The following is a 22,741-nucleotide window of genomic DNA, read 5'->3' as shown; positions in this document are numbered from 1 at the left end:
AAACGTACAGCCTTGAGTTTCCAAGTTCTCAAACTACTTGCCCAATTCGAACGCGGATACTCTCGATTATCCCGCTGCCTCAACTGGGTCCGTATCGTCGTCACCATCGAGCGTGAGTTTCACGTCGATCTCACCATACCAGACGACGGGCCGCTTCGCTCGTCCGTCCTGCTCGAACTCCACGACGCCCAACGCTTCGAGTTCGCTCAGCGCCGATGAGACGTTCTTGATATCGCGGTCAACGAACCGCGCGAGTTCTCGGACACTTGAGGGCTCGCGCGTCGAGATTGTCCGCAGTAGTTCGACGTTCTTCGCACTCAGGACCCGGGCGAGCGCTTCTTCGTCCGGGACCGAGAGTGTGTTCTTCTGTTCTATGTCGTCAATGTCGCCTTCGTCGAGTCGACGAAAGTCTTCTTCGACGTCGTCGAAGAACTGGCTTGCCGGTTCGACGCGAATTGTGAGCGTATTTTCGGTCATGGTAGGGTTCGTGGGTGTGGTCTGCAGGTGCGTTCAGCGTTCGATATCGACTGGAATCTCCCGTCGGAAGCGTTGGAGGAGTGCTTCGTAGCCGGGAAATTCGATTTCTTCGACGTACTCGCCTTCGTGGCGTTCGTGGGGTCCGTGGTGGTTGTCGTAGCGAATGTACGGGTCGTCTGCTCCCTTCTTCCCGTAGTGAAGTACGGACTTCACTCCATCCGGGAATTTCTCGGACTTCGGGACTTTCAGGATTCGTATCTTGATGATTTCCTCGCCGAAGTCGAACCGCCGGTTTTGGATTACCGTTACGTCATTCCCGTCGTCGCGTGCCATCTACACATGATGGTGGGAGGGCCATCAAAATAAGGTTGCTGGTGGGAACGCCATCATAGAGGCAACGACCATACGGGCTTGCTATTCAGCACGCTTGCTGAGATATATCACCGATGGAGGATTCCACCAGCGCCTCGTCGCCTTGTTTTTCTCGCGCCCTATGGGGCGAGGCGCTCCCCAGAGTGCCTGATACTCAATGGCCGAAGACAACACAGACGAGCGCGAGAATCCCGTTTCGTTCGCGGATTCAGAGACGCGCGCAGACGAGATGCAACACACGGTCGAAACGTGGCTCGCCGACCTCCAGGATAGCGTCGAGGACGCAACGGCCAGCGACCAATTCAAACAATGGCTTGACTTCCAAAGCCGATTCCACGACTACTCCGTTCGAAACTCCCTGCTCATCCACGCACAGTGCCCGGAAGCGTCAAGGGTCGCGGGCTATCGGACGTGGCAGACGGAGTTCGACCGCCACGTTCGAGCAGGTGAATCCGCGATCTGGATCTGGGCACCTATCATCGCCCGCCAATGCCCCGAATGTGAGCGCAGTCAATCACGCTGTCACCGCTCCACGACTGAAGTCGTGGGCTTGTCCGTGGACTTCCGGTCTGCCGACGAGATGTCGTAGGCGGTGTAATCGCCGTTCCCGTTCAACGTCCCGGACTTGAGGGCGAGATGACCGTCGCCCAACCCATCGGGGCGTTTGCCCGATGGTAAAGATAGCAACTTCTTGCCGATGTTCTTCGCCGCGTTGTAGTCGCCGTCAACCGAGTACCCACAGTTGTTACACTCGAACCACCCATCCGAATTACGGTTCGTGCTTGACTGATGCTCGCACCGAGAGCAGGTCTGGGAGGTAAACGCAGGCGGTATCTTCTCAACATGAATACCGTACTCGGCGGCTTTGTACGCGAGCATCTCTTGGAGTTCGCGGAACGCCCAAGTGTGCATCTGGCGTTTCACTTGGTCGTTCCCGTTGTCCATCCGCTCGCGGATGTGCGTCAAGCGTTCGACCGCGATGTACGTACAGTCGTGGGCGTCGGCTTCCTCCACGATGCGTCGAGAAATGGTGTGCAGGCGATTCAGCACGAAGCGGTTTTCTCGCCCCGACAGTCGCCGGAGTACCTGCTTGGCGGAGCGAGTGCCTTTGTGCTGAAGGCTTCGACGCACACGGAAGTAGTGGTTTTGGCCCCACAGTAGTTCGCCACCATCGTAGAACGACCCCGTGCTTGTCACGGCGACGTTCTTGAGGTTCAAGTCCACACCGAGAACCGTATCACCGTCGCGTTCTTCGACCTCTTTCTGGATGACGATGTGAAGGTAGAACGCATCCTCTGCTTCGCGGTAGTGAAGCGTTCCCATCCGTTTCTCGTAGTCGTCATCATCGAGGTAGGATTTCTGGTAGTCCCCGAGAACGTAGTCCACGGCGACACGTCCGTTGATGGTCGAAAGGGTGGCCGAGCGGTCCTTGATGGTCAACGTTCGTTTGTCGTAGACTGCTGATGGTTCGTTGAATCGTGGGAGTGGTCGGCTGTTGCCGTTCTTCCAGTCTGCAACGGTGGACTTCATCGCTTCGACGGCTTTCGAGTACGCCCGAACACAGAGGTTCGCGGGGAGGTCTGTCTCGTCTCGCAGGTCGTGGTACACCCGGTCGTGTATCTTCGACTTGTTGAGGATGAGATAGCCGTCTTCGTTACGACCGTTCTCTACGGTATAGTTGCAGGAGTGGTTGAACTGGTCGATAGTCTGATGGAGGTCGTTCTTTCGGTCCTCGGGAACCGAGAGTTTGACCGGAATGGTTCGTTTGACCTCCATCTATAACTTCACATACGAACCGTTGTTTTATTAAGATCACGGCCGGTGTGGAGGAGTCAGCCTGCTACCGTTCATGGTTTACTCCATCCTTTGTCAGATTCCTCTCACGGCTTCAGCCGTGGGCTTCCTCCTTGCAGTCATGTGAACACTCAGACTGTGATTCAGACGGGATACCCCCAGAGCAGTGGTCGAAGGGCGTCGTCGGCTTTAGGCCGGTTCCAGTCTTCGACGTAAGCCAGACCGAGGGCGAACCACTCCCCGAGCTCGATACGGACGTGTATGGGGATGCTCCTCAGTTGGTTCCCGCGCTCCTCGACGCCGCAGATGGACTCGAAGTACAGGCTGAACTCCTCTCGCCTACTGAGTGGGAGTATGGGTCAGCGGATGGTGTCTGTGAGTATCGTGGAGGCGGTGAGTACCCGAGAGTCGCAGTGAAAGACCAGTCGAATCGGGCGATGGTTGCTCATTCGCTCGTCCACGAGTACGCCCACGCCCTCCTACACGTCGAAGAAGACGACGCCCAGTCCGCCCGTGAAGTCGAGGCTGAAAGTGTTGCGTACGTCGTCAGTCGCGCACTCGGTCTCGATGCGGAGAATGCATCGTTCTACATTGCAGCATGGCGCGAGGACGAAACGCATGTTCTCCAAGACCGATTAGGACGTATCAATCGCACCGCAGCGAGGATTCTCCAGAACGTCCCGGACTCCGCGTAAGGGAGAGAATCGAATTGTATCTCAAATTAGACGAGCCGCTTTCTCAGCTATCTCGTTCCGTGAGTAATGATATCATTTCAGATTCCAAAATATACCTGCGAAACGCAATACATATTTAAATATCGTAGGTTCCATTGATGATTGTCCCCCGTCGGTTCGGCCTATGACAGCGGAAATCCCGCTGTCGAAACGACTTCGAGCCTGCGAAGGACGAGAGGTCTATGAAACACGTTCCCCCCTTTCGACCTGATCTGGACTGTTCTCAACTGACCCTGCGCTCGCCGCGCTCGTTCATACCGAAGAGACGACCAATACTCACAACAGGAGCACTCCTCCTCTCGGGGACCGCTTTCGCCTCGACGCCAGTCGCTGCCCAACAGCAAGTCGGCTCAGATATCTGTGGCACACCACTCGCGGACACCATCAACTTCGCAGCACCCCTATTCGTGGGAATTTTGATGATCTCCTCGGCGATCCTCGCGTACATCCTGCATAATGCCGCTGCCCTTCCCAAGAATCCGGATGCCGTCGAGGGAATCAAGAATTGGCGGAATCGCGCAGCTTTCAGTACTGTGACGACACCGCTGTTCGCGGTCGTCATCCAGCTACTGATTCAATCAACGGGCGTTGGGCTGACGGACTGCGTGAACATCATCCCATTCTTCTAAACTGGGATGTGCACGCTCCGGCTCCGTTCCATCGTTGTCCTCCTCGTCCTCACAGCAGTACTCACAGTGCCAGCGCTCGCCCAACAACAGGGGCCGCGTATCGAACCCATCGGTGGCGGGCTCACTGACTCCAGCGCGACCGAGCAGACCACCGCGACGAGTGAGACGACCACAACTCCCGAATCAACGACTGCGTCTCAGGCATCGGGAGAGCCAACGACCCCGCGGGGGAATGAGTCGGGTGACCCAGCCTATGAGGGGACGTGTGCTGACCTCGGGCCGTTCAGTAAAAGCATCTGTAATGGGATGCTCGGCGCGGTCAAAGACATCGCGGAAAGCTTCCTTCGCTTCGCACAGGATACTGCGGAGTGGGCTGTGGAGTTCCTCGTCAGTCGTCCCGTCCCACTCACGGATGGTGACCCAGAGTTCGTGGACCGTCCGACGAACGCACCCATGGATACCGTCTATGACCTCTGGCTCACTCTCGGCCTCCCGGCGGGACTCGCGCTCTGGGCGTTGTTCATGCTTGGGTTTCGAGCGAGCGTCTTCCTCCCCGGTCATATCGCCACCGCACGCCAAGCGAAATCACTCGAACTCAGGGGCTGGCTCGCGCTCTTCGGTATCCTCGGGTCGTGGATTTGGTGTGCCTTCCTGCTGCATCTCGCGTCGGGGTTGACGGTCTGGTTCGCGCCCGCCGGGGAGGAAATCGTTGCGAGCTTCGAAGTTATCGTCGATAGCGCGCTCGCTGCCGGACTCGGAGCCATCCTGCTCGCGTTCTCCTCCGGAGTACTATTCTTGGTCGTTGCGCTCGTCTTCGGCCTCTCGTGGCTCGCGGTGTTCGTACTCATTCCCGCGATGCCTGTGTTCATCGCGCTTTCGTTGCCCGCGTTCTCGCTCTTCCGACCCATCTCAAGTATCGGACGGCGACTCCGCGGCCTGTTCGCACCCTCGGTATTCGTGCCGTTCCCGGCAGCCGTCATCCTCGGTGTCGGGTATCCCGTCATCAACGCGATTCACGCTTCCTTGGATACTGGTCTTTCCAGTTTCGCGGGCGTGGACTCGTTCGCGTACATCATCCTCGTACTCGCGATGTGGTTCTGTGCCGTCGTCTCACCGATCTTTCTCTATATCGGGAGCAGACGCCTGCGGCCACTTGCGGCGCTCACAGCAGGCGCGCTCGGCGCCGCAACCGGCTCACAACTCGCCAGTCGCTCCGGAGGACTACGGGACCGACTCTCCAACCGATTCGCACGCAGTTCGTCCTCGGCCGCATCGAACGCCGGTGCCCGCGTCGACCCCCTCGAAGGTTCACCATTCACGCGAAACAACAGCGGCGGCTTCGGAGGCGGACTCAGTGGCGAAACACCAGTCGGAGCACTCGGGAGTGGGTCAGAGAGAGGCATGCCAGAGACTGCGGACTCTGGTGCAGGGGGTGGAACGAGTGAGAATTCTACCAGCGGCAGTTCTCGTGGACAACCGCGAAACGAGTACGCGAAGACTATTCCTGACGGCGTGCAGTTTGAGCGCGTCGAAGACCGAGCCAAGTTGGACCAGCGCAAGTACGACGCCGGATACTTCGACAGTGGAGGAGAATATAGGTCTCTGAGTGATGGGCCTTCAAGTGCCGGATGGCTGCTTGACGAAGGCGGATTTAATCGAATTGCTCAGAAACGTTCTGAAGAAGCAGTAGTCCTCTATGACGATAAGAAGGGCAAATCATTCGATGTCAGAAATATAGTCCAAGATGGCAGATATCGTGCTGCTCGATATGATGAGCAACACGAGAGTAGTGTCCGGGACATTGGGAGGACGAGGGACCCATGACGGGGGAGGAGGGCAATATTCGTTCATCGAACCAGGACGAACAGCTAATCTCTCGCGTTTCTCGACGAGATAATTACAACTGCCAAATTTGTGGGTCTATTGTCCTCCCAAGAGGGAATGTCGGGAATACGATGTACCCTCTCGATACAGCCGAACCTAGCTCCATGGTGGAGAATAACGTCACTGTCTGTTTCGACTGTATGGAGTGGCGTCCTGAGACAGAGGTTGCTCGGAAGATTGAGACTGCGAAGCGACTTCGGAATGCTTCTCGGGGCGTCAACACTCTCTACGCGAGGAAACTCCTCAAAACTGGTATCGAGAAGACACGGCTCTTCGTCTTCGCTGGCCGCGCGCTCTTCGTTCGGCGTCTCACAGTCGGACTAACCGCACTCGTCGTAGTCCTCACAGCTATCCTGAGCGTCGTTGCGCTCGTTGGAACGCTCTTCGTCTCGGTGGAGACAGGCGTTCAGTGGACTCTCACCGTCAGCAACTCGCTCCGGACCACCGGCGCGTATCTACGTACTCGTTCATGGTTGCTCGTCGCTGCTCTCGCAACTGCCTATGCATTACACGTCGCGGAGCGCGAGCGTGAGTACTTGCTTGGCGTGCAGCGCGAGCGACGACGCGGTGGTGGCCGCGACCTCCCGAACTACCGTGACTACAAGTATCCGCGCTGGCAGCTCCTCGTCGCGTTCAGCATCCTCACAAGTATTGGCGCGCTTGACTGGTTTGCACTCTCGGTCGGTCTTCGAGACGGGTCACGGGTTGGTGCGTCACTCCTCTGGCTCACAGGGAGTATTGGAGTCGCGGTCGCCCTTCGCGCGGCGCTCCGTGAAGACCGGGACGCGAGCGGCTTCGCGGTTCGACCAACCCCATGGGTGGGAGTGTCCCGACTTGCGCTCGCACTCGGTAGTGTTGAGATCGCGACGACATTCAGCAGTCGAACATTCCTCCCCGAAGCTCTCACCCAGACTGGGTTCGCCCTCGTTCCTCTCGTCGGCGTTGGCTACGTCCTTCGACGGACTATCGAACGCCACACCGGGTGGCGACCCTACCTCCCGTATTTCACTCGAACTCTGATATCCGCCCCCCGAGACGACCCACCACGCGAACAGCACGACCCAGAATATCCAGAAGAAAACGATTCAGACTTATGACTCAGACTGATCCACGTCGGCGCGTTCTCGATGAGTTCGGCGCTGGCGACGAAATCGCAGGTATAGACACCGACTACACGCTCAGCGACCTGAAGGCATTCATTCCCGCAGTCGCACTCGCGTTCGCGTGCCTGCTCGCAGGTGTCGCTGACGGCGGTCTCCTCGCAGTCCTCGCAGGCATCCTGAGCGCACTCGGAATACTCGCTATGACTGCCGTTGTCATCGTCATCACGCCTTCCCACCTCACCCCGCAAGAGTGGGTCACGCAAATCCTCCGGTTCAAACGAGCGCCGAAACAGCGGTCGATTGTCGGCCAGATTCCAGACGAACAGACGGAGGTACTCACTGGTATTGCTCGGTTCGACGCGGAGAGCGATGCAGTCGAACGTGACGATGGCACGCTCGTTGGTGGCGTCCGAGTTGACCCCGCGAACATGGCGCTTGCCACAGACGAAGAATGGCAGGCGGCAGCGGACGCGCTTGGTCAAGCACTGAACTCGCTTGAGTTCGACATCCAGATTCGCTCGACAGCACGCCGCGTCGAAACGGACGACTTACTGGCAGGCTACGACACACGCTTGGATGACCCGGACGTCCGAGAGAACGAAGTACTCCAGGAACTCATCAAGGTATATCAGCGCGACCTCCCTCACGAGTTCCGAACGCGGGGGACGAGCGTCCGTGAATACCAGATTCTGATTCCCGTCCGAATTCATGAGGTGCAACTCGCCGAACGTGGCGCGCTTGCCCGCCTCGAAACCGTCTCCGTTATCGGGCCATTCCTCGGTCTCCTTGGCGCGGAGAGTACGCGTCTGACTGACGAGGAAATAGAACGCGCCCAGCACGAGTTACTCACTGAGAGACGGCGAACCATCGAGGACGCGATTCGTGGCCTAGAGTCGTGTACTGCGGAAGCAGTGACCGCAGCCACGCTAGCGAGTTGGGTGGAAGAAGCGTGGACTGGCCGCCGCACCCAGTACGACTCCGGGCGAGCACGTGAACGCCTCCGCACCCGACTCGTCACCACTGACGATTCGACGGTGGAGGTGTGAGTTGATGGCGCTCTTTCAAACCATTCTGGCAGCCGTCAGTGGTACTATGGGGAGTCGTTCTGAGCGTGAGTACACAGCGGGACAGTCTCTCGTCGAGGAGACGACCCAGCACGCGCGACTCGTCGCGCCATCAAGTACCCACTTGGAGTCGGACGCGATGCGTACGGGCGACTGCTGGACGACCACCCTCTTCGTTCTTGATTGGCCGAAGGCTGCGGACCCTGGTCTCTTAGAGACGATTACGACACATCCCAGTGCGGACGTAGACCTCTCACTGCATGCAAGTCCCCGTTCGACAGAGCAGGGAATCCGTGAGTTCGAGAATGCGATTCGTGACCTCGAAACGGTCCGTCGAGGGAAGGAGAAGAATGGTGACCCGTCCATCGATTTGACTGACCGGCGTCTCCGTGACCACCGCGAGCTACTTGGCCAACTCACGAATAACTCTCAGACAGTCTTTGATGTCACTGCATACATCACGATTCGTGGGGAGACGAAACAGACCGTCGAGCGAGTATCGAAACGCATCCAGACGGAACTCGCTAAACGCCAACTGACGACGCGTCCAGTTGATTACAACCAAGCGGACGGCGTGGTCAGTGGAAGCCCAATTGCAAAGGACACCATCTCAGAGTCGATTCCGGAGGCTCGCACGCCAATGCTCGGGTGCGCACTCGGCGCCTCGTTTCCGTTCTCGACGACCACGGTACTCGAAGACACCGGAGTTTTGTATGGGTTTCACGCGACGACAGACGCTCCCGTGGTCGTGGACCGATTCAAGCGCCCAAATGGGTATAATGTCCTTGCCGCAGCAAAGATTGGGTCCGGAAAATCAGTTACCGCGAACCTCCTGAGTCTGCGCGAAATTGCGAACGACCCTGAAACGAGTCTGATTCTGCTTGACCCACTGGATGGGTTCCGTGGTCTCTCAGATACCTTGGGTGGTGACCGTATCGTTGTTGGTGGCCAGCGACGACTGAACCCGCTCGAAATCGAAGAGACACCTGCGTCCGTCCTCGAAGCAACGCCGGACCTCGACCCGTTCGGCCAGCGTCTCGAAAGCGTCATGGGGTTCTTCGAGACGTATTTTGGACATCTCGACTCCCAGGGCGACGGCTTGGATACGAACGCGCGAGCCGTCCTCGGACACGCAGTCAGGGAAACCTATGCTCGTGCCGGAATCACTCGTGACCCAATAACTCACAGCGAGGAGAGTCCCACAGTGCGAGACGTCTTCGTTGTGCTTGGTGAGATGGCTGAGGATGCTCGTCCGTTTTTGGAGACGGGAGACGAGGTGACGACGCCGACTTCGACGGAACTCGAAAAGTGGGAGACGCGTGCGGCTGACCTGCGGATTGGGATGCGGCCGTTCATGGGTGATGGAGAGTTTGCGAATCTCGCCGGGCAGTCAGAAGTCACTCTCAGGGAGTCGAAGGTCACCTACCTGGACCTCCAGCAGGGTGAAGCAGACCACGACATCGCGTTGATGATGCAACTGCTCTTCGATGCAGTGTATGAGCGTGCGAAGCAGACGCAGAATCGCGTGATATTGGTTATCGACGAAGCCCACTATCTGCTCGAAAACGAAGGCTCACTTGACTGGCTTGCCCGGGCGTACCGCCACTCGCGCCATCATGACCTGAGCGTCCATCTCGTCACACAGGAAATCGCGGACTTCTTCGCTCACGAGAAAGCCGAAGTCCTCGCCAAAGAATCCTCGATCAAGATTCTCCAGCGACTTCCGGGGTTGTCCGAGGAGCATCGGAACCTACTAGGACTGAACGAACGCGAGGGAACGTTCCTCAGGCAGGCGAAACCAGGTACGCGAGAACGTGGATACAGCCACGCGCTTGTCTGTGTCGAGGATGAGGGACACTTCCCCGTGAAAGTGACCGGACTACCAACAGAACTGCAACTTGTTGACCCAACTCGATAGCACCTTCTTCCGTACTGCCAAATTCTGTCCCGCTTCTCGCTACCTCGGTGGCTCTGTTGAACCTCTTAGAGTGTGACAAGACTGGTAGGCTGAATACAGCGTGCGTATCAGTATCGATTAGTCTGAGAAACGTCTCGTTCCGATATTCTTGTCAAGTAGTTCCACCGCATCCACGGGGCCCTGCTCGTCGCCTTGGTGGAGGACTTTCGAGGTGCCATCTTCTTTCACCCAAAAGCAAACATCGACTCCTCCGGGGCCCTCCGCCTCAACGGTTATCATCCCATCTTCGCGGAGCATGCGGGTAACGGTCGAAGCCTCTGGATTCTTAACGTCAGCATCCTCCCCAATCCACTTGATGCGGTCCCCCATTTCTGCTTCACTCGCGACCTCCCAGACGGTCGTCATGCCCCAAGTTTCACAGAGTGGCCCATTCAACGTTGCGGGTGGTTACCCACAAGGGATGTTAGTATATCGGGTGAATTCGTTCAGGTGTTGAGCATCCCCCAACTGTCTATTAAGCGGGAACGGCGATTCACCCTACTTTAATTGCATCTTGTTGATATATAGAGTTATGTCGGAAAGAGTGATCGCTTCTGGAGAGAAGGCTATCAGAAAAGTGGAAGAAGTAGATCGGTTCACCTATAAAACCGAGGGGTAAATAGACGAAAACAACCCCTTGAGGTGGTACGGACAAAGATTCGAACGTCAGGTTCTGGAGACAGGCGAAAAGAGATGGAACTTCCGGGGAATTGAGGTGGCGAATATCTGCTGAGTTTCAGTCTTAGCGACACAGACCCTTTTGAAGATGCTCTTCATGTTAACCTGAGTTCCGCTAACGTGTTTTATCCCGAGGAGTTTTACCTCAACGAGAAAGGATAGAACTCCTGACTGCTGAATACACCCTCTATATTCAGAATAATGCCCCCGAAGACATCGGTACAGTGTTCATACAGATCTGCTAATTAGATTTCCTTTAATATTTCCGTGGTTATCGAGACAAGGTTTCATTCCAGTCACGCCAGACGAGGGAAATCTCACTCCTCCCGGACTAGGGAGTCCAATATGAACTCGTCGATGGAGCGCCAGGTCTGTTCGGGAGCATCCTCCTGGTCAAGCGAAAGCTTGCGGCCACGGGCGGCATGAATGAGGTCGGTGATCATCTGCCCCATCCGCTCGGCGTCGACGTCGCGGAAGACGCCCTGTTCGATGCCGTCCTCGACGACCTCTGTAATACTCCCCCGGATGCGGCCGTAGTGTTCGTTGAAGATTTCGCGATGACGCTCGTCGTTCTGGGCGTGGGTGAATAGCTCGTGGTAGACCTTCATGCGGTCCCAGTGGCTGAAATCTTCGAACTCAGGTCCGAATAGACACCGGTGGATGCGGACGTCGAGTTCCTCCCTGGGCGGGGCGTCGCCGTCGATCTCCACGCTCCCCTCGTACTGCTCGATGATGTACTCGAGGAAGTGCGACATCAGATCGTACTTGCCGTCGTAGTGGTAGTGGATGACCTGGCGGGTCATCTCCATCTCTTCGCCGATATCGCGCATTCGCAGATTGGAGTAGCCGTGCTTGCTCAGGGCTCGGAAGGTCGCCTCCATTATCTCCTCCCGTGTGTCCGGCGGCACGTCTCCCGTCCCCGATTTGCTCATACTGGAGAATCGCGTGAGCAGGGCATTTATCGCTTTTTCCTCGAACAGGCGTTTTACCGCACGGTAATTTTTTACCAACTGGTTACAATGGTGTGAGTGCACATGGCAAGGAAGATGATCCAGAACGGAGACATCGTCTCTCTGGACGAGGATGTCGGGAATCTCGAAAACGGGGACATTCTCATCGAAGATGGCGAGATCGTCGACATCGGCCAGGACCTCTCGGACACGGCGGGCGACGCGGATGTCGTCGACGCCAGCGACCACGTGGTGGTCCCGGGCTTCGTCGACTCGCACATTCATCTCGCACAAACTCAGGTCAGGGGCATCGCTGGAGACTGGTCACTCATGGGTGAATACTTTGAGCACATGCTCGGCAATATCACCGGCATCTACCAGCCCGAAGACATGTACCTCGGCGGCCTCTTCGGTGCGCTGGAGAAGCTCTATACTGGGACGACCACGGCCCTGGACTGGTCGTACCCTAACTCGCTCGAACACGGCGAACGGGCCATCGACGCGCTGAAGGACGCTGGACTGCGCGCGGTGTACACCTACGGCCCGCCGGGCGACGACGCACCGAAGTGGTGGTACGACAGCGACGTCGGCCTCCCCGAGCAGAACATCCGTGAGCTCTACAACGAGGAGATCCGCAACCACGACCTGCTCAGCCTAGCGATCGGGCTCCGAGGGCCGGATTTCTGCACCGATGAAATCGCCCGCAGCGACTTGGAACTGGCGCGTGACCTGGGCGTCATCGCCACCATCCACATGGGCGCCGCTCAGTGGACCTCCTCGGAGTACAACCCAGACTACCAGGGATTCGGGGCCATCGAGGATATGCTCGGCCCGGACGTGAACATCGCCCACGCGAACCACTTCTCTCAGGAGGATATCCAGCACGCCGTCGACCAAGGCGCCACCTTCTCGTCGACCCCCGAGGTCGAGATGCAGATGGGTCACGGCATCCCCGTCACCGGGAAGGTGCTCGACGCTGGCGGCCGCGTAGCCTGGGGCGTCGACGTCTGTTCGAACGTCTCCGGCGACATGGGTAGCCAGATGCGCATCGGCCTGCAGGTACACCGGATGCTGGAGAATCAGGACCTACTTGAGGCGGGCGAGGAGGTCATGGAGACCGAACTCAGTGCTCAGAAAACTCTCGAGATGGCGACGATCGAGGGCGCGAAGGCGCTGGGTATGGAAGACGAGATCGGGACGCTCACTCCTGGCAAGCGCGCCGACATCGTCATGATAGACACGAACGACTTCATGACGGCGCCGTCGCATTCGCCGGTCCAGACCGCGGTCTTCCAGGCTGACCAGTCCCACATCGACACCGTCCTGGTCGACGGCGAGTTCCGCGTCCGCGACGGTGAACTGCTGAACGACCTCGTCGACGAGGAGTTCGATCGGTTCGTCGAGTCCGGCGAGCGCCTCATCGAGGAAGCCGGCATCGACCTGTAGCGTCCCTGAACCACCCTCAATTCCATCCACAATATGAGACTTGGAACCTACACTACCACAGACGATTCAGCTCCCTGGACGGGCGTCCGGACCGACGACGACACGATTGTGAGCCTTCCCGAAGCCGGCCAAGCGTCAGGCCTGGGTCTCCCCGACTCGATGACTGATCTCCTGGCCTCGTACGCCTGGCGTGAGAAAGCCGACCTCGCGGTCGCCTACGCCGAGGAGACGGGCGTAGGAATCTACGACGCCGGCGACGTTTCTCGTCACGCTCCGGTCACGAACCCACGGAAGGTGGTCTGTGTCGGGCTGAACTACCGCGACCACGCTGAGGAAGGTGACAACGAAATTCCGGACACTCCGGTCTTGTTCTCGAAGTTCCCGACAACGGTCGCCGGCCCTGAGGATACCATCGAATGGGACCCTAGCCTGACTGAAAAGGTTGACTACGAGGCAGAGTTAGTCGCCGTCGTCGGGGAACAGGCCCGACGCGTTGAGGAGAGTGAAGCAATGGACCACGTGGCTGGCTTCATGGTCGGCAACGATGTCTCCGCCAGGGACCTCCAGCACGGCGACGGCCAGTGGGTTCGCGGCAAGAGCTTAGACGGCTTCGCCCCCACCGGGCCCGAACTGGTCTCGATTGACGAGGTCGAAGACCCACACGACTTGGACATCTACGCGGAGGTCAACGGCGAGCGCCTCCAGGATTCCTCGACGGAGCACCTCATCTTTGACATCGGCGAACTGGTATCGTTCTGTAGCCAGGCGTTCACCCTAGAACCCGGTGACCTCATCTTCACCGGGACACCGCCGGGCGTGGGCGTCTACCGCGACCCGCCAGTACTGCTTGAGGAGGGCGACGAGGTCACCATTGGCGTCGAGGAGTTGGGTGAGATTACGAACGACTGCGCCTTCGACTGATTCACGGTTGGCGGTCCTAATCCGGCCGCCTACCCGTCGAAACCGTAGACTGTTTTCGGGTTCTCCCAGACTACTTGGCGGATCGCGTCAGGTTCGATGCCGTACCGGTAGAGTTCGAGGAGGGCCCGCTTGAGGGCGTAGGGGTCGGTCCGCAGAACGTTCGCGCAGTCGGTGTCGACCATGATCCGTTCGGGACCATACTCGTCGATGGCGTTGGCGACGTCCGCGGCGTCGACCCCGACCAGCCAGGAGTGGCCAATCGTGTAACTCAGGTAGGCGTCGGTCTCCTCCATCAGGTATTTGGTGTTGTTGGAGTCCGCGTGGGAGGCAACCACCTGCTCGTCGGCCAGACCCGCATCTCGAGCCTCGGCTATGTCGATCTTCACCGCTTCTAGCGCGGGGTTCTCCGCGTCGATGACCGGGTCAGTTCCCAGTCCGTAGTTCTTCTCGTAGCCCGGTGTCTCAACGTCTTCGCGGTACTCGCGCTTGGACTCGGTTCCGGTGTTTGGCGTGTGGAGTATGACCGGCAGATCGTGGTCGGCAGCCAGTTCCATCTGTGCGCCGACGACAGCGCGCTGTTCGCCCAAGTCCCAGGTGGCGACGTGCTGGCTCGGCGTGACGCCAGTCTCGCCGACGGCAACGACCTCTTCGAGGGCCAAGTACTCGTGCATCGCCTCCAGCAGATCGTCGGGGTTCTCGATGCGGACACCGGTATGGACCCCTAGTCCCAGGCGAGCCTGGAAGAAGTGGTTGCGCTCGATGGCCGCCCGGCGGTTGATGGCATCGTCCCAGAGGAACCGCACGTCCGCGGCCTGGACGGGTTTGTAGGGCGTCCAGTGATAGCCCGAGGCTACCATCACCATCCCGGCACAGCCGGAGAGGGCGTAGCGCTCGCGGTCGTCCCACGAGAGGGTCTGAGCGTGGTTGTGCCCGTCGATCCAAGGAAGGTTCAGCAGGTCAGTCGGTAGGTCCGACTCTTCTTGGAGATACGATGCGTCCGTCGGTCGTGCGGTTGGATAGGTCGAGTTCGGATCCATGGGTCCATCTGCGCTCCGGGATAGGCTAGGTTTCCGGCCTCGTCGCTGTCAACCCTCGCTTCGGCCGGCGTCCACTTATCGTTTACAGCTTGGTAAAACCTTATTGTGTATCGAAAACACATCTCACGTATGTCGTTGCTCATCGGAACCGACGACGGCCTATTCCATGTCGACTCGGTTCCCTTCGAGAAGGGGGAACCCGAGCAAGTGCTGGACTGTGGCGTGGTGACCGCGGTGAAGACCTTCGACGCTGCTGAGGGCGTCTTCGTGGCGTCCTCGGAGGGTGCCTATCGGTCGACCGACGGAAAGTCCTGGACTGACCTGGGCGTTCCGCTGGGCGACCGCTTCTGGCACGCCGGTCAAAGCGAGGTGTGGTCGATTCTCGTGACCCCGGAGGCTTGGTACGCGGGGACGAATGATCCCTACATCTACCGATCGGTCGACGACGGCGAGACCTGGGCCGAATTGAAGGGCTTCCGTGAGCTGCCCTCCCGTGGCCACTGGGAGTCTCCAATCGATCCTCACTACGCCCGGCTCAGAGCCTTGGAGCAGATCCCAGGACGGCCGGATGACCTGATCGCCGGCGTCGAGGCAGGTGGCATCCATATCAGTCACGACGGTGGCCAGACCTGGACGGACCGTCGGGACACCATCGTCGACGACATCCATCAGGTTCTGCCTATCTCAGAGGACGTTTGGTTGGCGACGACAGGGTACCTTGACCACAACCTGGAAAACCTCGGGATGGGTCACGCAGTTGGGGAAGGAGGCCTCTGGCGAACGGTCGACGGTGGGGACTCTTGGGAGAGGGTCGACCGCGGCAACGACTTCTCGTACATCCGCCGAGTGTTCATTCACGACGGGACGGTCATCTTTTCCGGTGGCGAGGAGGCCCCACCGGCCTGGGTCAATGACGAACATGAGAGCGCGCTGTTCGAGTCGACGAACTTCGGCCGCGACTGGGAGCGGGCTTCCTACCCCGGCGAGCCCCACGAGGTCGTCGAGACCTGGACGATCCACGACGGAGAGGTCCTCTGTGGGTCTGGCCTGTTCGACGTTCCGGATACCCGTGACGACGTGGAAGGACGCGTCGCCAAGCGAACCGACAACGGCGAATACGAGACCGTCGGTCATGTCGCCTCAAACGTCAGCCGCATTAAATCGCTGGAGCCATGAGCGGGGCGGCGCCGTCTAGACTCGGGCGGTTCCTCTTCGCGGGAACACTGCTGTATATGGCGGTCGACGGCTTCCGCAGCAACGAGAAGCGTGTCGAGATTGCCCGGGAGAGTGGCGTTCCAATCCCCGAGGTCGCGGTCCCGTTCGCTACCGGGATGTTGCTGGTCGCGAACCTTGGGATCCTAGCCTGGAGGTACCCCCGGGCCTCGGCGGGTGCGCTGGTAGTGTTCTTCCTGAGTACCACTCCCGTCATCCACAGCCTCTGGGAGATGGAAGGCGCCGAACGGAACAACAATAAGATTAATTTCTGCAAGAACGTGGCGCTGACCGGCTGTGCTATCGTTCTGCTCCACGAAGCGGACCAAGATACGAGTCAGTAGAGCGGTAGATTAGGCGACTGGTTACTGACACATAGTTTTCGCCTGTGGGTGATAACTCCCCAATTGTAGTTCACACTCTCCTTGACTCCGCAAAAGGGGTGTCCTACCGAATCCGTGTTTTGTATCCAACCACGAATTCGCCGACTGTCCGACCTCTGTCAGCAGATAATTGACCAATACAGTGGATGTACTCAGTACATCCCCGCTACTTAGTCATTGAGAATAGTAGGGTATCTCATGGGAATCGATTTTCCAAAATGGGTGAACGAATTCGAGGAGCAGTGGGAGGACAAGCCGATTGAGTACTTAGATGAATCTGGCCGTTGGAGGAAAGACGCCGATCCGCTATTTGGTTCAATATCAGCAGCGATTCAGTCCCGCGAGGAAATCTCAGTTACTGAGTTGCAGAAAATCAGCCAATGGAAGCTTCAGGGGAAGAGAAACGACTCAAATATAACCCAGAACGAAACGTCTGAGGTAGAACGACGAAGCCGGGTTGCCCTACAGGCATCTGATGATCTCGAAGCAATTGAGAGTTTAACTCGACTCTTGGGGGTTGGGGTTCCACTTGCCTCAACCGTACTTACAGTAGGTCGCCCGACCGAACACGCAATTATTGACTATCGCGCATTTCGAGGGCTTGCAGCTGCGAAACCCGAGATAGCAACCCCTGAAGAATACACTACATATGCCGAATTTTTGGAGCACTTTCGGACGTACCTCACGAAAGCAGAGACATATGAATATTATATAACTCACATTCGGGAACTCGCTGCGGAAAGGGGACTCTCCTCACGGGAGATCGATATGGCACTATGGGCATTCGATAAAGCGAAGGCGTAATCGAAAGCGTCTGCAAGATACGCGCTCTCTTTTCAGCACGCTGCCTACAAAGTGTCATCGTTAGAGCATCTCGACAGAGCTACCTCATTTATATTGCGGCCACCCAGGGGTGGGCCGCATGGAATCCAACACAGAACAAGTCGAGTTAGTTAGAACGAACCCTCCCTTCCCTGAATCAGGACCTGAGGCTCTCAACCTTTCGAACGGTGGATTCAGCGCAGATACGAATATCTTCACGGCGGAGGGTCCAGTCGGAGTGGGTGACCTCACCGTTGGAACACTCGTGTACGCGCTTGACCCGACAACGAAACTCATCAAACTGAAGCTGGTCACGAAGATAGAGCGCGTCCCATTCGACGGCGAACTCGTCGCACTCGAAACGAAGCGCGCAGACCTTCGAGTAGCACCAGACCATCGTATCCCCTACTGTACGAAAGCAAATACTGAGGTGCGATTCAAGCGGGCTGACAGCCTCCACGAACGAGCCTACTACAAGTTCATCAACGACTGGCGACGACGCCCCGGTCGTCGTCTCGATACGGTGGACATCACAGACTTCGTAGACGACTACGAGATTTCCGCCTCCTTCGAGGAGCACGGACATACGGTACGAGCAGCCCTCCCAGACGGCTGCGAACCAGTTCGGAACAACGGTCACACTGGCTATCACTTCGACGCGGAGACGTTCAAACAGTACCAGACCGAGATCGAAGCTATCGCAGAGGACGTGACGATACGCCACGGCCCGAACCATCATCGACGACCCTATCGCTTCGATGGGGATGACTTCATCCAGTTCCTCGGCTGGTTCGTCACCGAGGGGTCTGTGCACTGGTCGAAGAGCAGTGACACCGCACAAGTCAAACTCGCACAGAACGACGACCGATATCGCCAGTCTATCCGAGACCTACTGGAGCGCATGGGACTACTCAGCTACAGTAACGAGAGTTATTCGGGGTTCAGTTCGAAGGTATTCGGTCGCCTGTTCGAAGCCCTCTGTGGACGTGGCAGTCACAACAAACGGCTTCCACAGTTCGTCTGGGATCTTCACGAAGACCAACAACGACTGCTTCTCGACGTTCTACTCTGCGGGGATGGGAACGACCGCCAGACGTACTATACCGCAAGCACACAGCTTGCAAACGACGTACTTCGGCTGTGTCTCGAACTCGGAATCAAACCACGGTATTCTCGGCGCCGGGGAGTATGGCAGATCTATGTTCGAACGACCAAGGATGGGTTCAACTCTACGAAGCACGTTCAGAGCGTACGGGCTGAAGGGGATCTGTATCGGCTTACTGTAGCGGATTATTGTACTGTGATAGCTGGCCGGAACGGGAAGTACCAGTGGGTCGGTGTCAGTGGTGTCAGTTAACTCAATATGAGTCGGACGAACTGTTCGCAGAGTCCCCCAAACTTCGAGAAGCACGAAGCTCGAATTCTGTCTTCTGTATGCCTCTCTCGGTTTCTCCCGACATATCATATGGTCCCCTCATAGGAAGGATCTGCAGTTATGCTCTCCCTCCAGTCGAGAGCCATCACCGCTGGAGTCACCGTCCTTTCTCCCGCCTCACCAACCAATATAAGAACTCAAATATATTCTATCTATAGGAATTACCAATGAAGAGAATATCAAGGCGACAGACGCTCCGAATCTGCACGTCGTCTTCGATAGTTCTGCTTAGTGGATGTCAAGGCGACTTCCCCGAAAGTCGCACAATTGACTTTACAGATGTCCAAGTGACCAAGAAAGGAGCAAAGTGGCTTGTGGAGACCACTGTCAGGGCACGAGATAATACAGGACGTGGCTTCCACAACGTCACAATTGTTGGTCGTTCGAAAGACGACACCGTTGTTTGTCGCAAGTTCGTAGGGAATATGTCCGTTGAGACTGGTCAAACAGAAGTCCAGATTACACTTTCGTGTTCTAAGTTCCCAACGAGTATCATCCCCAAAGCAGACGAATCTACCTGCGAAGAGAATGCGTATCTTGATAAGCGCGTCTATAATAAAGAATGGCTCTGTTGAAATCCTCAGAGAGTTACAGGACCGAGCAGTAGTTTGACCGAATGCAGGCCCTCCCGAAGTCTCGGTTGCTCCGGTTCATTGAGCAGGCGTATCACTTTGCTCGTCGAACAACCGCTCGATACGCTTCGAAGTTCTCGAAACGACGGTACACACTCCACCAACACATCGTTTTACCTGAAAAGTAGGCGCTAAGGTCCCTTCCTCAACGAGCGAACCGTCGGTGAGCGAGTAGGGAGGGGATACAGCGCCGTCCCTCGTGCAAACAATTATGTTTCTACCGACCACCTAATCACGGCACGGCGATGGAATACACGCACCGCTTCCGCGCCCGTCCGAACGAGGAGGTAGCGGCGGCACTCACCCGCCACATCGACATCCATCGTCAGGCCTACAACCACACCCGCTACGAATACGAGAACCTGCCCAGTGACACTGACACGATCGGCAGCGCGTACAAGCACCATAAGCGGTTGACCGAGTGGAAGGACCGGTTCCCAGTGTTCAGCGAGGTTCACTCGAAGGCCCTCCAACGCACCGTCACGCGGTTCTACGACAACCTCGGCAACCTTTCTGACCGGAAAGCCGCCGGGTACAACGTCGGGAAGTTGCGATGGAAGCCGCCACGAGAGTACCGCAGTATGACGTATTCGCAGTCTGGCTTCGAACTCAAAAACACGAGTGGCCAGACGGCTACGTTGTGGCTCACGAAAATTGGCGACATCCCGATCCGCTACCACCGCGACATTCCCGACGAAGCAGTGATCAAAGAGGTGACGGTCAAGCACGAATACACCGGCGAGTGGTTCGTCTCCTTCGCCCTCGAAGTCGACGACGCCGACCTGCCGGAGAAGCCGCCGATTGACGAGTTGGAAGCAGGTGAGTGTGTGGGCGTCGACCTCGGCATTCTCAACTACATTCACACGAGCGACGGCCTCTCCGTCGGGAAACTGGACGTGGAAGCCGAGTACGGACACCTACGGAAAGCGCAGCGAACCCTGTCGCGGCGCGAGCAGGGCAGCGAGAACTGGGAGGAACAACGCCGCCGGGTCGCGTCCATCAAGCGCCGAATCCGGCGGAAAGTCCTGGACTTCCAGCACAAGCTCACGACATGGCTGGTTACCGAGTACGACGCCGTCTTCGTCGAGGATTTGGACGTGAAGCCGCTGCTCGAGGATAGCCAGAACGCCCGAAACAAGCAGGATGCCGCCTGGCGGCAATTCATCACGCTCTTGCAGTACAAAGCCGACCTGCACGGGTGTCACGTCAAACAGGTCGACCCGGAGAACACGACGAAACAGTGCCATGAGTGCGGCGTGAAGACCGACAAGCCGCTCTGGGTGCGGGAACACAGTTGCCCATCCTGTGGCTTTCTACTGGAGCGTGACTGGAACGCCGCACTCAACGTGCTGGAACGCGGATTGCGGAAGCTAGGGCTGGGACAGCCCGAAGTACAACGCCTGCTGGAGACCGGTGCCGCTGTGGACGCGACTCATCGGGAGTCGGTGTCTGCAAGCGCCGTCGTTGAAGCAGGAAGCCCGACCGAGAGGAAGGGAAGCCCCGGCCTCAACGAAGCCGCCGTCACGGCTGAGTAGGCCGGGGTAGTTCACTCTGCCTCAAAGTCCGGAAGAACACGACGTATCGGATGCTTCTCGACGAACTCATCGAGATGCCTCGGATTCGACGTGCCATCGATCTTGAAGAACTCCCCTCTCCTTCGACGTTGTGTAACGCGTTCAACCGGCTCAATATGGCTGTCTGGCGGGTTCTCCTCAACCTCTCCGTTACGCTTCTCCCGACCAACGGTATCGTCGGGATCGACGCCTCCGGGTTCGACCGCAGTCATGCCTCAACACACTACACGAAGCGAACGAAATTGACGATTCAGCAGTTGAAAGTCACGCTTCTCGTAGACACGAGAGCGAACGCGATTATCGACGTACACGTGACGACGACACGGAAACACGACTCGCAAATCGCACCGTCGCTCATCAAGCGAAATACCGACGAAGTAGTTGTTCTCCTCGGAGATAAAGGGTACGACGACCAGAAGATTCGAACGCTTGCCCACGAGCAGGATGTTCGTCCGCTCATTACACACCGCACGTTTTCGTCGCTCCACAAGGCGTGGAACGCTCGGATCGACGCCAATCTCTACGGGCAGCGTAGTCAGAATGAGACGGTAAACTCTCGGCTCAAACGCAAGTACGGTGCCTTCGTCCGGTCACGACGCTGGTGGAAGCAGTTCCGTGAGCTCGTCATCAAATGCGTTGTTCACAACGTGGAACGCGCCCTCGCAATTTCACGCGATGAGTACGAGCGTCTGTGATTCTGCGAGGAGCGGACTGCTGAATAGAACGGGTGCTGGTACCGACGTCGGATCCCGTATCGGTGAACCCACTGGTTGGGCCGGGGTGGACCATGTACCGAATACGGGGCCGAGAGATGATGCGTCCGCGAACGGTGGACGAGAACGCGTGCCAATCAGTAGCAGGCCTTTACAGCTGGAAGCCCATGGGACAGACAATGGTTACTGAAGCGACGTTCACGGTTCCGTCAGACCAGTTCCCGCTGGGGACAGTGTTCAAGCAACTGCCGGACGTGACTGTCACGCTGGAACGACTCGTCCCCGCACAGAACGTGGTGATTCCCTACTTCTGGGTGCGGGGAACCGAAGTCGCTGACATCGAGAGCGCGTTCACTGAACACCCCGGCGTGCAGGGGATCCGGCTCGTCGACTCTGTCGAGGACGAGTACCTGTTACGCGTCGAATGGACGCTGGAGTACGATGACGTGCTAACCGTACTGGCAGAGACATCGATTCCACTGATCGAGGCTATCGGTACAAACAAACAGTGGACGTTCGATGTCCGCGGTGATGAGCGACGTGACATCGTAGAATTTCAACGGCGCTGTCGAGAGCTGGATATCCCGATCACGCTGACGTCACTAACCGCACTCACCCCGGTTGAGACGGCGATCGAAGTCATCCTCACTGACACCCAGCTAGAGGCGCTGGTGCTTGCCTACGACCGGGGGTACTTCGAGTCTCCCCGCGAGGTCACGTTGGAAGCCCTCGGCGAGGAACTCGGCATCTCACAGCAGGCCGTCGGCTCCCGCCTCCGTGGAGGGATCAAGGCAGTCCTCGGGGACGCGCTCTCGGGCCACACAGTCAACCCCGAGTGAGTACGTAAAAACGGTTTGTGTGCGAAAAAGGCAGTAAGGACGGTTTGTGTGCGAAAAAGGCAGTAAGGACGGTTTGTGTGCGAAA

Annotated in this window: 20 protein-coding genes and 3 pseudogenes; 17 read left to right on the top strand and 6 right to left on the bottom strand. The window is 57.7% G+C overall.

The genetic code is table 11. From position 1 onward, the window contains the following. Positions 1–66 precede the first annotated feature (66 nt). Together F7R90_RS13485 and F7R90_RS13480 are read right to left on the bottom strand one after the other, a co-directional pair. Positions 67–477: an HVO_A0114 family putative DNA-binding protein gene (locus F7R90_RS13485; RefSeq protein ID WP_158057938.1), complete on the bottom strand. Its 411-nt coding sequence runs from the start codon at positions 475–477 to the stop codon at positions 67–69. A gap of 33 nt (positions 478–510) precedes the next feature. After that, complete coding sequence (locus tag F7R90_RS13480) at positions 511–810, bottom strand: toxin-antitoxin system TumE family protein (RefSeq protein ID WP_158057937.1); 300 nt, start codon at positions 808–810, stop codon at positions 511–513. 196 nt (positions 811–1,006) lie between these two features. Between F7R90_RS13480 and F7R90_RS13475 the strand changes: the two are divergent. After that, positions 1,007–1,390, top strand: a pseudogene (locus F7R90_RS13475) (ArdC-like ssDNA-binding domain-containing protein); the annotation flags it as partial. Here the strand turns inward: F7R90_RS13475 and F7R90_RS13470 are convergent. After that, on the bottom strand, positions 1,372–2,625 hold the full coding sequence (locus F7R90_RS13470; protein WP_158057936.1) for an RNA-guided endonuclease InsQ/TnpB family protein: 1,254 nt from the start codon (positions 2,623–2,625) through the stop codon (positions 1,372–1,374). The pseudogene F7R90_RS13475 and the gene F7R90_RS13470 sit on opposite strands and share 19 nt — an antisense overlap. Positions 2,626–2,756: 131 nt before the next feature. Between F7R90_RS13470 and F7R90_RS13465 the strand changes: the two genes are divergently transcribed. From F7R90_RS13465 to F7R90_RS13440, 6 genes are all read left to right on the top strand, one after another. Further along, positions 2,757–3,338 (top strand): hypothetical protein, encoded by a 582-nt coding sequence (locus F7R90_RS13465; RefSeq protein ID WP_158057935.1) that lies wholly within the window; start codon positions 2,757–2,759, stop codon positions 3,336–3,338. A 221-nt stretch (positions 3,339–3,559) separates the two neighbouring features. Continuing rightward, positions 3,560–4,006 (top strand): hypothetical protein, encoded by a 447-nt coding sequence (locus F7R90_RS22540; RefSeq protein WP_225741171.1) that lies wholly within the window; start codon positions 3,560–3,562, stop codon positions 4,004–4,006. A gap of 6 nt (positions 4,007–4,012) precedes the next feature. Continuing rightward, complete coding sequence (locus F7R90_RS13455; RefSeq protein ID WP_158057934.1) at positions 4,013–5,830, top strand: type IV secretion system protein; 1,818 nt, start codon at positions 4,013–4,015, stop codon at positions 5,828–5,830. Between the two features lie 164 nt (positions 5,831–5,994). Then, a complete protein-coding gene (locus F7R90_RS13450) occupies positions 5,995–6,987 on the top strand; it encodes a hypothetical protein (protein ID WP_158057933.1) in 993 nt (330 codons plus the stop codon). Next, the gene (locus F7R90_RS13445) at positions 6,984–8,039 is read left to right on the top strand and encodes a class I SAM-dependent methyltransferase (RefSeq protein ID WP_158057932.1); all 1,056 of its coding nucleotides are present in this window, start codon (positions 6,984–6,986) and stop codon (positions 8,037–8,039) included. Before F7R90_RS13450 ends, F7R90_RS13445 begins: the two co-directional genes overlap by 4 nt. Positions 8,040–8,043: 4 nt before the next feature. Beyond that, the gene (locus F7R90_RS13440) at positions 8,044–9,975 is read left to right on the top strand and encodes a VirB4 family type IV secretion system protein (protein ID WP_158057931.1); all 1,932 of its coding nucleotides are present in this window, start codon (positions 8,044–8,046) and stop codon (positions 9,973–9,975) included. Positions 9,976–10,092: 117 nt separating this feature from the next. On the opposite strand, the gene F7R90_RS13435 is transcribed toward F7R90_RS13440, so the two are convergent. Further along, on the bottom strand, positions 10,093–10,380 hold the full coding sequence (locus tag F7R90_RS13435) for a hypothetical protein (protein ID WP_158057930.1): 288 nt from the start codon (positions 10,378–10,380) through the stop codon (positions 10,093–10,095). Positions 10,381–11,009: 629 nt separating this feature from the next. Next, a complete protein-coding gene (locus F7R90_RS13430) occupies positions 11,010–11,624 on the bottom strand; it encodes a TetR/AcrR family transcriptional regulator (protein WP_158057929.1) in 615 nt (204 codons plus the stop codon). A 102-nt stretch (positions 11,625–11,726) separates the two neighbouring features. On the opposite strand from F7R90_RS13430, the gene F7R90_RS13425 reads away from it, so the two are divergent. Together F7R90_RS13425 and F7R90_RS13420 are read left to right on the top strand one after the other, a co-directional pair. Further along, entirely contained in the window at positions 11,727–13,088 is a 1,362-nt protein-coding gene (locus F7R90_RS13425) for an amidohydrolase family protein (RefSeq protein WP_158057928.1), read from the top strand. A 33-nt stretch (positions 13,089–13,121) separates the two neighbouring features. Then, entirely contained in the window at positions 13,122–14,009 is an 888-nt protein-coding gene (locus F7R90_RS13420; RefSeq protein ID WP_158057927.1) for a fumarylacetoacetate hydrolase family protein, read from the top strand. Between the two features lie 29 nt (positions 14,010–14,038). Here F7R90_RS13420 and F7R90_RS13415 read toward each other — a convergent pair whose 3' ends face one another. Then, positions 14,039–15,046, bottom strand: coding sequence for a TatD family hydrolase (locus F7R90_RS13415; RefSeq protein ID WP_158057926.1), 1,008 nt, complete (start codon positions 15,044–15,046; stop codon positions 14,039–14,041). A gap of 129 nt (positions 15,047–15,175) precedes the next feature. On the opposite strand from F7R90_RS13415, the gene F7R90_RS13410 reads away from it, so the two are divergent. The 8 genes and pseudogenes from F7R90_RS13410 to F7R90_RS13375 all read left to right on the top strand — a co-directional run bounded on the left by F7R90_RS13410 (position 15,176) and on the right by F7R90_RS13375 (position 22,656). After that, the gene (locus tag F7R90_RS13410) at positions 15,176–16,222 is read left to right on the top strand and encodes a WD40/YVTN/BNR-like repeat-containing protein (RefSeq protein ID WP_158057925.1); all 1,047 of its coding nucleotides are present in this window, start codon (positions 15,176–15,178) and stop codon (positions 16,220–16,222) included. Beyond that, entirely contained in the window at positions 16,219–16,602 is a 384-nt protein-coding gene (locus tag F7R90_RS13405) for a DoxX family protein (RefSeq protein WP_158057924.1), read from the top strand. The genes F7R90_RS13410 and F7R90_RS13405 overlap by 4 nt, the downstream gene beginning before the upstream one ends. 237 nt (positions 16,603–16,839) lie before the next feature. After that, entirely contained in the window at positions 16,840–17,445 is a 606-nt protein-coding gene (locus F7R90_RS13400) for a hypothetical protein (RefSeq protein WP_158057923.1), read from the top strand. Between the two features lie 256 nt (positions 17,446–17,701). Beyond that, positions 17,702–18,820 (top strand): LAGLIDADG family homing endonuclease, encoded by a 1,119-nt coding sequence (locus F7R90_RS13395; protein WP_192498313.1) that lies wholly within the window; start codon positions 17,702–17,704, stop codon positions 18,818–18,820. Between the two features lie 694 nt (positions 18,821–19,514). After that, positions 19,515–19,646, top strand: a pseudogene (locus F7R90_RS13390) (IS5/IS1182 family transposase); the annotation flags it as partial. A 129-nt stretch (positions 19,647–19,775) separates the two neighbouring features. Continuing rightward, complete coding sequence (locus F7R90_RS13385; protein ID WP_158057921.1) at positions 19,776–21,065, top strand: RNA-guided endonuclease InsQ/TnpB family protein; 1,290 nt, start codon at positions 19,776–19,778, stop codon at positions 21,063–21,065. Positions 21,066–21,079: 14 nt separating this feature from the next. Continuing rightward, a pseudogene (locus F7R90_RS13380) lies at positions 21,080–21,799 on the top strand (IS5 family transposase); the annotation flags it as partial. A 197-nt stretch (positions 21,800–21,996) separates the two neighbouring features. Continuing rightward, the gene (locus tag F7R90_RS13375) at positions 21,997–22,656 is read left to right on the top strand and encodes a helix-turn-helix domain-containing protein (protein WP_158057920.1); all 660 of its coding nucleotides are present in this window, start codon (positions 21,997–21,999) and stop codon (positions 22,654–22,656) included. Positions 22,657–22,741 lie beyond the last annotated feature (85 nt).

Origin of the sequence: Halorussus halophilus, assembly GCF_008831545.1 — an archaeon.
In the GTDB taxonomy this organism is placed as follows: domain Archaea; phylum Halobacteriota; class Halobacteria; order Halobacteriales; family Haladaptataceae; genus Halorussus; species Halorussus halophilus.
This window is presented reverse-complemented; position numbering and strand designations above follow the sequence as displayed.

Bases quoted from the DNA above. Each gene is read 5' to 3' on its own strand.
- F7R90_RS13435 (WP_158057930.1), bottom strand. From the start codon at position 10,380: ATGACGACCGTCTGGGAGGTCGCGAGTGAAGCAGAAATGGGGGACCGC.
- F7R90_RS13440 (WP_158057931.1), top strand. From the start codon at position 8,044: ATGGCGCTCTTTCAAACCATTCTGGCAGCCGTCAGTGGTACTATGGGG.
- F7R90_RS13410 (WP_158057925.1), top strand. From the start codon at position 15,176: ATGTCGTTGCTCATCGGAACCGACGACGGCCTATTCCATGTCGACTCG.
- F7R90_RS13445 (WP_158057932.1), top strand. From the start codon at position 6,984: ATGACTCAGACTGATCCACGTCGGCGCGTTCTCGATGAGTTCGGCGCT.
- F7R90_RS13470 (WP_158057936.1), bottom strand. From the start codon at position 2,625: ATGGAGGTCAAACGAACCATTCCGGTCAAACTCTCGGTTCCCGAGGAC.
- F7R90_RS13405 (WP_158057924.1), top strand. From the start codon at position 16,219: ATGAGCGGGGCGGCGCCGTCTAGACTCGGGCGGTTCCTCTTCGCGGGA.
- F7R90_RS13420 (WP_158057927.1), top strand. From the start codon at position 13,122: ATGAGACTTGGAACCTACACTACCACAGACGATTCAGCTCCCTGGACG.
- F7R90_RS13385 (WP_158057921.1), top strand. From the start codon at position 19,776: ATGGAATACACGCACCGCTTCCGCGCCCGTCCGAACGAGGAGGTAGCG.
- F7R90_RS13485 (WP_158057938.1), bottom strand. From the start codon at position 477: ATGACCGAAAATACGCTCACAATTCGCGTCGAACCGGCAAGCCAGTTC.
- F7R90_RS13450 (WP_158057933.1), top strand. From the start codon at position 5,995: ATGGTGGAGAATAACGTCACTGTCTGTTTCGACTGTATGGAGTGGCGT.
- F7R90_RS13455 (WP_158057934.1), top strand. From the start codon at position 4,013: ATGTGCACGCTCCGGCTCCGTTCCATCGTTGTCCTCCTCGTCCTCACA.
- F7R90_RS13425 (WP_158057928.1), top strand. From the start codon at position 11,727: ATGGCAAGGAAGATGATCCAGAACGGAGACATCGTCTCTCTGGACGAG.
- F7R90_RS13415 (WP_158057926.1), bottom strand. From the start codon at position 15,046: ATGGATCCGAACTCGACCTATCCAACCGCACGACCGACGGACGCATCG.
- F7R90_RS13430 (WP_158057929.1), bottom strand. From the start codon at position 11,624: ATGAGCAAATCGGGGACGGGAGACGTGCCGCCGGACACACGGGAGGAG.
- F7R90_RS22540 (WP_225741171.1), top strand. From the start codon at position 3,560: ATGAAACACGTTCCCCCCTTTCGACCTGATCTGGACTGTTCTCAACTG.
- F7R90_RS13400 (WP_158057923.1), top strand. From the start codon at position 16,840: ATGGGAATCGATTTTCCAAAATGGGTGAACGAATTCGAGGAGCAGTGG.
- F7R90_RS13480 (WP_158057937.1), bottom strand. From the start codon at position 810: ATGGCACGCGACGACGGGAATGACGTAACGGTAATCCAAAACCGGCGG.
- F7R90_RS13375 (WP_158057920.1), top strand. From the start codon at position 21,997: ATGGTTACTGAAGCGACGTTCACGGTTCCGTCAGACCAGTTCCCGCTG.